The organism is Mycobacterium sp. E136, from assembly GCF_001666865.1.
Classification (GTDB): domain Bacteria; phylum Actinomycetota; class Actinomycetes; order Mycobacteriales; family Mycobacteriaceae; genus Mycobacterium.
On record NZ_LZJE01000087.1, the window covers coordinates 1 to 10,543 of the forward strand.

The window sequence follows — 10,543 nt, forward strand, 5'->3', positions numbered from 1 at the left end:
CTGGCCGGCATCTACGCCCAAGTCCTGGGCCTAGACCGCGTCAGCGTCGACGACTCCTTCTTCGAACTCGGCGGCGACAGCATCCTGTCGATGCAAGTGGTCGCCCGGGCACGCGCGGCCGGTGTGGTCTGCCGGCCACGGGACATCTTCGTCGAGAAGACGGTCGCTCGGTTGGCAAGGGTGGCCAGGGTGGCCGACGGTGCAGGTGAGCCGGTCGACGAGGGTATCGGTCCCGTGATCGAGACGCCGATCATGCGTTGGTTGCACGACATGGAAGGTCCGATCGAACAGTTCAACCAGACCATGGTGGTGAAGGCTCCCCCCGGGGTTGCTGAGGCTGACGTGGTATTCGTGTTGCAGGCCTTGCTCGATCGGCACGCGATGCTGCGGTTGCGCGTCGAGGACGACGACAACGACGGCTGGTCGCTCTCCGTGCCTGAAGCCGGGGCGATAGACGCGCGTGATTGCCTGCGGTCGGTCGACGTGTTGTCCGACGATGCGGTGCTGGCGGCACGGTCGCGGTTGAACCCGGCCGCCGGCGTGATGGTCAGCGCGCTGTGGGTGACCACGACGGGCGAACTAGCGTTGATCGTCCACCACCTGGCCGTCGACGGGGTGTCGTGGCGAATTCTGTTGGAGGACCTGAACATCGCCTGGGCCCAGCATCACAGCGGACAGCCAGTGGCGCCGCCGGCGCCGGTGACGTCGTTCGCTCGATGGGCGTCACTGCTGGCCGAACGCGCCCACCATCCAGAGGTGGTGCAGCAGGCCGAGGTGTGGCAGCAGGTGGCCGCAACGCCGGCGCTGTTGCCACCGGTGCAACCCGCGGTGGATACGTTCGCCACGGCCGGCCACTTGTCTGTGTCGCTGGACGCCGAAACCACCAATCTCCTCCTGAGTGAGGTGCCGGCGGCATTCCACACCGGAGTCAACGACATTCTCTTGATCGCCTTCGCCATCGCATGTGCTGAGTTCCTCGACTCCGGCCGTATGCCGATCGGTATCGATGTCGAGGGTCACGGACGTCACGAGGAACTGGCGAGCGATGTGGATCTGTCGCGCACGGTCGGCTGGTTCACCACCCTCTACCCGGTGTCCTTGACGGTCGGCGGGCTTGATTGGGGTCAGGTCGCGGCCGGCGAGGCCGCGCTGGGAGCCTTGATCAAAGATGCCAAGGAACAGCTGCGCGGACTGCCGGATGGTCTGACCTACGGCCTGCTGCGGTATCTCAATTCCGATGTGGACGTAAGCGGGTCGGACTCGATGATCGGGTTCAACTATCTGGGCCGGCTGGGCGCGGCGGCCGCCGACCTGTCAGGTGATCTGTGGCGGGTCAGCGAGGAAGGGCTGGCGCAGACCGGTGCCGCTGCGGCACTGCCATTGCCGCTTGCGCACACCCTGGAGCTCAACGCCGTCACCGCCGATTCCGAAACAGGCCCGAAGCTCCACGCCAACTGGCGATGGGCGCAATCAGCGTTCGCGCACGAACAAGTGGACACGTTGAGCCGGTTGTGGTTCGAAGCCTTGGTAGGCATCTGCGCGCACGTCAGATCCGGCGGCGGCGGCCTGACCCCTTCGGATATCAGGCCTGCGCGGCTCACTCAGAAGCAGCTGGATGAACTGCAGCACGAGCACCGCGTCGCTGACGTGCTCCCGCTGACCCCGCTGCAGCAGGGACTGCTGTTTCATACCAGCACCGCACAGGGTCACGACGACGACGTGTACGCGGTCCAGCTCGATATCACGATCACCGGCGCTCTGGATGCCGACCGACTGCGCGATGCCGTGCGCATGGTCGTCCACCGGCACCCCAACCTTGCCGCCCAATTCTGTGATCGGTTCGACGAGCCGGTACAGGTCATCCCAGCTGACCCCGCAGTGCCGTGGCGATACGTCGACCTGACCGTCGCCGACCTGGACATCGGTGCGCTGATTCAGGAAACGGCCGCCTCCGAGCGCGCGGCCGTGTGTGACCTCGCAGGCCAGACGGCCTTCCGCGCGGCGCTGATCCGGACCGCGAAGGATGAGCATCGATTCCTGCTGACCAATCACCACATCCTGCTGGACGGCTGGTCCACCTCGATACTGCTGAGGGAGATCATCGCGAGCTACTACGGGCAGCGGTTGCCTGCACCCGCTTCATACCGGAGCTTTGTCGAGTGGCTGGCCGCTCGGGACCGCGTTGCCGCACAGGACGTTTGGCGCAAGACATTCGCGGGATTCGAAAGCCCCACTCTGGTGGGTCCGCCGGAACGAGCGGGCATGGGACGGCGAGGCGTCGAATCGTTCCGGGTTTCTGAGGAGACCACGCGTGCACTCGGAGAACTGGCCCGCTCCCGCCACACCACCGTCAACATCGTTCTGCAGGCCGTGTGGGTCCAGCTGCTCGTGTGGTTGACCGGTCAATACGACGTCGCCTTCGGTACCGCCGTCGCGGGACGACCGGCGGAGGTGGCTGATGCGGAATCGATTGTGGGGCTGATGATCAACACGGTTCCGGTGCGGGCATACATAACCCCGGCAACCACCGTCGCCGAACTTCTCGATCAGCTTCGGGACACCTATAACGACACATTGGATCACCAGTACGTCGGGTTGAGCGAAATCCACCGTGCCACCGGACATGACCAATTGTTCGACACCCTCTTCATCTACGAGAACTACCCGATCGACAACGTCGAATCGTCAGGAGTCAACGAGTTGGCCATCACCGAGATCACTCCACGGGAATACAACCACTACCCACTATCGGTGCAAGCCGCTCCCGGCCGCGAACTCGAGCTGCGGATCGAATTCGACACCGACGTGTTCGACACCGCCCGCATCGCCGCGCTCGTCAAGCGCTTCAAGCGAGTTTTGATGGCGATGACCGCGGATTCGGGTCAGCAATCATGACCGCCGATACCACGAGGCGGCTTCTGGCCATCGATCTCGTCGACGACGACGAGCACGATCAACTCGATGAGTGGGGTAATCGGTCTGCGCTGACGGCGCCGCCGGCGACAGCCGTTTCGATTCCGGAGATGTTCGCCCAGCAGGTGGTTCGGACGCCCGAGGCGATTGCGCTGAGCGACGGCCAGCGGAAGTGGTCCTACCGTGAGCTCGATGAGGCCACCAACCGGCTGGCGCATCATCTGGCCGGAGCCGGCGCCTGCCCGGGACAGTGTGTGGCGCTGCTGTTTTCACGCTCCGCCGAGGCGATCATGGCAATACTGGCCGTACTCAAGACCGGGGCGGCGTACGTGCCGATCGACCCGGTTCTGCCGCAGGCGCGGATCTCGTTCATGGTTGCCGATGCCGCACCGGTCGCGGCCCTCACGACTACCGGGTCAGCAGACCGCCTCGACGACGGCGATCTGCTGGTCATCGACGTCGAAGACGGCGCCGTGACATCACAGCCCACCACCGCCCTTCCGGGGCCCGCGGCCGATGACATCGCCTACCTCATCTACACGTCAGGCACAACCGGAGTGCCGAAAGGGGTTGCAGTCGCTCATCGCAACGTGACCCAACTGATGGCATCAGTGGATGTCGCGCTGCCGCCCGAGAACGGGCGCGTGTGGTCGCAGTGGCATTCCCTGTCGTTCGACGTTTCTGTGTGGGAGGTATTCGGAGCCCTGTTGACCGGTGGCCGGTTGGTTGTGGTGCCGGAGAATGTGGCGGGCTCGCCCGACGACCTCCACACCCTGCTGCTCGACGAGCAGGTCAGCGTGTTGTGTCATACCCCATCCGCAGCCGGGATGTTGTCGGCCGAAGGGCTGGAGTCCACGGTGTTGATGGTGGCCGGTGAGGCTTGTCCGATCGAGCTGGTGGATCGGTGGGCACCCGGACGGAAGATGATCGACGCATACGGTCCCACAGAAGCCACGGTGTACGCGGCGATGAGTGCGCCGTTGCAGGCCGGTGCGGATGCCGTGCCGATCGGGTCTCCGGTGGTGGGGACGGCGCTGTTCGTGCTCGATGCGGGATTGCGCCGGGTGGCGCCGGGTGTGGTCGGCGAGTTGTACATCGCCGGTGGCGGTGTCGCAGTTGGGTATTGGCTGAGGGCCGGGTTGACGGCCTCACGCTTCGTGGCCTGTCCGTTCGGGTCTCCCGGGGGACGGATGTATCGCACCGGCGACTTGGTGCGCTGGGGTCCCGAGGGTCAGCTGCAATATCTCGGCCGTGCCGATGAGCAGGTCAAGATCCGCGGCTTCCGCATCGAACTCGGCGAGGTCCAGGCCGCGTTGGCCGCCTGCGATGGCGTGGATCATGCCGTGGTGATCGCTCGCGAAGACCGCGCAGGCGATAAGCGATTGGTGGGCTACTTCACCGGTACCGCGGACCCGGCCGCGGCCCGAGCGGCGCTGGCCGAGCGGTTACCGGCCTACATGGTTCCCTCTGCGATCGTGATGATCGACGCGTTGCCGCTCACCCCCAACGGCAAACTCGACAAACGGGCTCTTCCCGCACCGGATTATCAGGCCGCCGATCGCTACCGTGCGCCGGCGACTCCGACCGAGGAAATCCTCGCCGCGATTTATGCGCAGGTGTTGGGGTTGGAGCGAGTCGGGGTCGACGACTCGTTCTTCGAGCTCGGCGGCGACAGCATCCTGTCGATGCAGGTGGTAGCCCGTGCCAGGGCAGCTGGTGTGTTGTGTCGGCCGCCGGATGTCTTCGTGGAACAGACCGTGGCCAAGCTTGCCCGGGTCGCAAGGGTGGCCGACGGTGACGATGGGCCAGAGGATCAGGGTATCGGACCAGTCGTCCCGACTCCGATCATGCATTGGTTGCACGGCATGGAAGGACCGGTCGAGCAGTTCAACCAAACGATGGTGCTGCAGGCTCCCGGCGAGGTGACCGAGGCCGACGTCGTGGCGGTGTTGCAGGCATTGCTGGACCGGCATGCCATGTTGCGCTTGCACGTTGGCGATGACGGCGCCGGCGGTTGGTCACTCGAGGTGCCCGAGGCGGGATCGATCGACATTGGCGAGTACCTCCTCACGGTGGACATGTTGTCCGACGACGCACTGGTGGCGGCGCGGTCGCGGTTGAACCCGGCGTCCGGTGTGATGCTGAGCGCCCTGTGGGTGACCTCCACGAGCCAGCTGGTGATGATCATTCACCATCTCGCCGTTGACGGCGTCTCATGGCGAATCCTGTTGGAGGACTTGAACATCGCGTGGGCTCAGCATCACAGCGGGCAACCCGTGCTCTTGCCGACGCCTGGAACGTCGTTCGCCAGGTGGTCATCGCTGCTGGCCGAGTACGCGTACTCCAGCACGGTCGTACGACACGCTGATGCGTGGCGACGTATTGCGGCGACCAGACCTGCATTGCCGGCGGTGCAGCCGGCTGAGGACACGTTCACCACGGCCGGATTCTTGTCGGTTGAACTCGACACTCATACGACCCGGATGCTGATGGGTGAGGTGCCCGCGGCGTTTCATGCCGGCGTACAAGACATTCTGCTGATTGCGTTCGGATTGGCGTGCGCGGAATTCCTGAGCACCGGCAACGCTCCCGTCGGCATCGACGTCGAGGGCCACGGCCGACACGAGGAGCTGGCCGCCGATGTCGACCTGACACGCACGGTCGGCTGGTTCACCACCAAATACCCGGTTTCGCTGGCCGTTGGCTGCCTGAACTGGGCTCAGGTGGTCACGGGTGAGCCTGCACTGGGCACGGTGATCAAGGAAGCCAAGGAGCAGCTGCGGGCGTTGCCCGACCCTGTGACCTACGGACTTCTGCGCTATCTGAATGCCGAAGTTGAACTGCCGGAACAGGATCCAGCGATCGGGTTCAACTATCTCGGGCGGCTGGGCGCGGCTGGCGCCGAGCTTTCCGAGGACTTGTGGCGGATCAGTCCGGAGGGCTTGTCGCTTGCCGGCGCAGCCGCTGCCATCCCTGTGCAGTTGTCGCACACCGTCGAGCTCAACGCCGGCACCGCCGAAACAGACACCGGCCCGCAGCTGCACGCCAACTGGAGGTGGGCGCGGTCGGCACTCGATCGGTCACAGGTACGCAAGCTCAGCCGGCTGTGGTTCGAGGCTCTGAAAGGTATCTGCGCACATGTTCGTGCCGGTGGCGGCGGTTTGACGCCTTCGGATCTGGCGCCGACCCGACTGACTCAGCAACAGCTGGACGAGTTGTGCCGAAAAGACAACGTCGCCGACGTGCTGCCGTTGACCCCCCTCCAACAGGGTTTGCTGTTCTACACAAGTAGTGCCGCGGGCAGTAGCGATGATGTGTACGCGGTGCAACTCGATGTGACCGTGGCCGGGCCACTGGATCCGGACCGGTTACGTGACGCGGTGCAGACGGTTGTCGGCCGGCATCCACACTTGGCGGCCCGCTTCTGTTCACAATTCGACGAGCCGGTGCAGGTGATCCCGGCCGAACCAACAGCGCCCTGGCGGTACGTCGAGCTGAACGCAGAAGCCGTAGATGCCGAGGATCAGGTTCAGAAGGTGTGCGCCGCCGAGCGTTCCGCCGTTTGCGATTTCGCGAATCCGCCGGCGTTCCGCGCGGCGTTGATCCGGATCGCGCCGGATCGACACCGATTCGTGCTGACCAATCACCACATCGTGATGGACGGCTGGTCGCGTCCCGTCCTACTGCAGGAGATCATTGCCACTTACTACGGTCAGCGCCTCCCGGAACCCGCCTCCTACCGGAGCTTCGTCAGCTGGCTGGCTGCACAGGATCGGGCTTCCGCGCAGACGTCGTGGGCTTCGTTGTTCGCCGGGTTCGAGACACCGACACTCGTCGGTCCGCCCGGCGGTGCGGGGCTGGGGCGGCGAGGTGTGGCTTCGCATCTGATTTCGGAACACACCACGCGGGTCCTCGGCGACCTGGCGCGTGCACATCACACCACCATCAACATCGCGTTGCAGAGCGCATTCGCTCAATTGTTGTGTCAGTTGACCGGACAGAGTGACGTCGCATTCGGGATGGCGGTGTCGGGCCGGCCGGCTGAGGTTCCCGGCGCGGAATTGATGGTCGGCATGTTGATCAACACCGTGCCGGTGCGCGCAACTCTCACAACGGCTACCACGACAACCGACCTACTCGACCAGATGCAGAGCGCGCACAACCGAACTGTCGAGCATCAGCACCTTCCACTGAATGAGATCCAGCGTGCCGCGGGGCACGATCAGTTGTTCGACACACTCTTCCTCTACGAGAATTATCCGATTGACACCGAAGCGCTTTCGGGCGATCACGAAATGACGATCCCCGAAATAAACGCCTACGAGTACAACCATTACCGGCTGACGGTGGCGGCGCGCCCCGGTCGCCAGTTGGGTCTTCGCATCGAATATGACACCGATGTGTTCGACGCGGCCAGTGTTGAGGCGTTGGTGGGGCGGTTCGAACGGGTGTTGGCAGCCATGGCAGCTGACCCGAAGCGCCGACTGTCGTCGGTGGATTGCCTTGATGCCACCGAACATGCCCGGCTGGATGAGCTCGGCCACCGGACGGTGTTGAATGAGCCTGCGGATCCGCCGGTGTCGATCCCGGCGCTGTTCGCCACGCAGGTCGCCCGCGCTCCGGAGGCCGTGGCGCTGAACGATGCTCAGCAAGCCTGGACATACCGCGAGCTGGATGAGGCCGCTAATCAGTTGGCTCACTTGCTGTCCGCCGAAGGTGTGGGCCCGGGTGAGTGTGTGGCCCTGCTGTTGCCGCGGTCGGCGCAGGCCGTCGTAGTGATCATGGCGGTGCTCAAAGCCGGTGCGGCATATCTGGCGATCGATCCGATGCATCCTGATGCGCGCATCGGATTCATGCTCGCCGACGCTGCGCCAGTGGTAGCGGTCAGCACGGCGGGGTTGGCCGAGCGGCTGGGCGGCGCGTTGCCGGTCATCGACGTCGACGACCCACGCATCGCGGATCAGCCGACCGAGGCCCTGCCCGGGCCATCGCCCGACGACCTGGCCTACATCATCTACACGTCGGGAACGACCGGTGTGCCCAAGGGAGTGGCCGTTGCACATCACGCGGTCACTCAAATGTTGGGGGCATTGCCTGATCATCTGCCGTTGACCGGCGTTTGGTCGCAGTGGCACTCCTTGGGCTTCGACGTCTCGGTCCAAGAGATCTTCGGGGCATTGCTGCACGGGGCACGACTGGTCGTGGTGCCCGACGAGGTGGTTCGTTCGGCCGAGGATTTCCATGCACTGTTGATCTCTGAGCGCGTCAGCGTGGTCAGCCAGACTCCTTCTGCTCTGGCGGTTTTGCCGCACCAAGGGTTGGAGTCGGTGCAGTTGCTGATCATGGGCGGCGAGCCGTGCCCAACCGAACTGGCCGATCGGTGGGCGCCCGGTCGGGTGATGATCAACGTCTGCGGCCCAACAGAGACGTCGATGTTCGCGGCGATCAGCGACCCGCTGGTCGAGGGGTCGGATGTGGTGCCGATCGGTACTCCGGTTCCCGGCGCCGCGTTCTTTGTTCTCGATCAGTGGTTGCGCCCGCTGCCGGCGGGCGTAGTCGGCGAGTTGTATGTTGCCGGCCGTCTCGGGTGCGGATATGTGCGTCGACCGGGGCTGACCGCCTCGCGGTTCGTAGCGTGCCCGTTCGGCGGGGTCGGGGAACGTATGTATCGCACCGGCGATCTGGTGCGTTGGGGCGCTGACGGCCAGCTGGAGCACTTGGGCCGCGCTGATGAGCAGGTCAAGATCCGCGGCTACCGGATCGAACTCGGTGAGGTGCAGGCGGCTTTGGCCGGCTATCCGGGGGTCGAACAGGCGGCGGTGGTGGCCCGCGAGGACCAGCCTGGCGACAAACGGCTGGTGGGATACGTGACCGGCACCGCGGATCCCGCGGAGCTTCGCGACGCGTTGGGGGAACGCCTGCCGGGCTACATGGTTCCCTCGGCGGTCGTGGTGATGGATGCGCTGCCGTTGACGGCCAACGGCAAACTTGACAGGCGCGCCCTGCCGGCGCCGGAGTACGCCGATGTCGATCGGTATCGCGCACCCAACTCTCCGACCGAAGAGATCTTGGCCGGCATCTTCGCCCAGGTGCTCGGCGTGGAACGCGTCGGTGTCGACGACTCGTTCTTCGAGCTGGGCGGGGACAGCATCTTGGCAATGCGAGTCATCGCGATGGCCAACAAGTCTCTGGCGGCGGGTCTCGCGGTTCCCACCTTCTTCGAGGAGCCGACTGTCGCCCAATTGGCGTCCCGGGTGGGTGTGGACGGTGGCGGGCTGGAGCCGCTGCAGCCCATGGAGCGGCCCGCAGCCGTGCCGTTGTCGTTCGCCCAAAAGCGATTGTGGTTCATCGACCAGTTGCAAGGTCCGTCCGCGATTTACAACATCGCGGTGGCCTTCGGCATTTATGGCCGGCTTGACCCGCGGGCCTTGGGTCAGGCCCTGGCCGATGTGGTTGGCCGCCACGAAAGCCTCCGCACTCTGTTCGTCGCGCCCCAGGGAACGCCGCAGCAACTCATCGTGCCGGTCGAAGACGTCGACCTCTGTTGGGAAGTGGTCGATGCCGCGGGATGGCCCGAGGGCCGCCTCGCTGAGGCCGTCAACACCGAGGTGCGTCGCCCGTTCGACTTGGCGACCGAGATTCCGTTGCGGGCAAAGCTTTTCCGCCTGGCCGACGAAGAGTTCGTTCTCGCGGCCGCCGTGCACCATATCGCCGCCGATGGCGTATCGATTGAACCGCTCGTCAGTGATTTGGCGGCTGCGTATGCCGCCCGATGCGTCGGACAAGCTCCGCATTGGGAGCCGCTGCCAGTGCAGTACGTCGACTATACGCTGTGGCAGCGAGAGCAATTGGGCGATGTCGACGACCCAGAGAGCCGGATCGCCGCGCAGGTTGCCTACTGGGAGAAAACGCTGGCCGGAATGCCCGAGCGGTTGCACCTGCCGACCGATCGCCCGTATCCGCCGGTGGCGGACTACCGGGGGGCGTGGGTCACTTTGCACTGGCCGGTCGAGTTGCAGCAGAAGGTGCGTGAAGTCGCTCGCGCGCATAATGCGACCAGTTTCATGGTGGTGCAGGCCGCCCTGGCGGTACTGCTGTCGAAGCTGAGCGCCAGCAACGATGTGGCGGTCGGCTTCCCGATCGCCGGGCGGCGCGATCCCGCGCTCGATGGTCTGGTCGGATTCTTCGTCAATACGCTGATACTGCGGGTCGATGTCGCCGGTGACCCAACGGTTGCCGAGTTGCTCGGGCAGGTGAGGCAACGAAGCCTGGCGGCGTATGAACATCAAGATGTGCCGTTCGAGGTTCTGGTCGAGCGAATCAACCCGGCACGATCGTTGACTCACCACCCGTTGGTACAGGTGATGCTCGCCTGGCAGAACTTCGCACGGCATGTCACCGATTCCCCTGCCGAACTGCCATTCGGTGATGTACAGGTGTCGCCGCTGCCCGCCGACACCCAGACCGCACGCATGGACCTCACCTTCTCGTTGGCCGAGCAGTGGACGAAAGACGGTGAGCCCGCAGGGATTTCGGGGGCGGTTGAGTACCGAACCGATGTGTTTGATGCGGGCAGTGTGCGTGGGTTGGTTGGTCGGTTGGAGCGGGTGTTGGTGGCGATGACGGCGCA

Annotated in this window: 1 pseudogene; it reads left to right on the forward strand. The window is 64.8% G+C overall.

Features of this window, described 5'->3' with window-relative positions:
• Window positions 1–10,543: pseudogene (locus A5698_RS06565) on the forward strand (amino acid adenylation domain-containing protein); the annotation flags it as partial.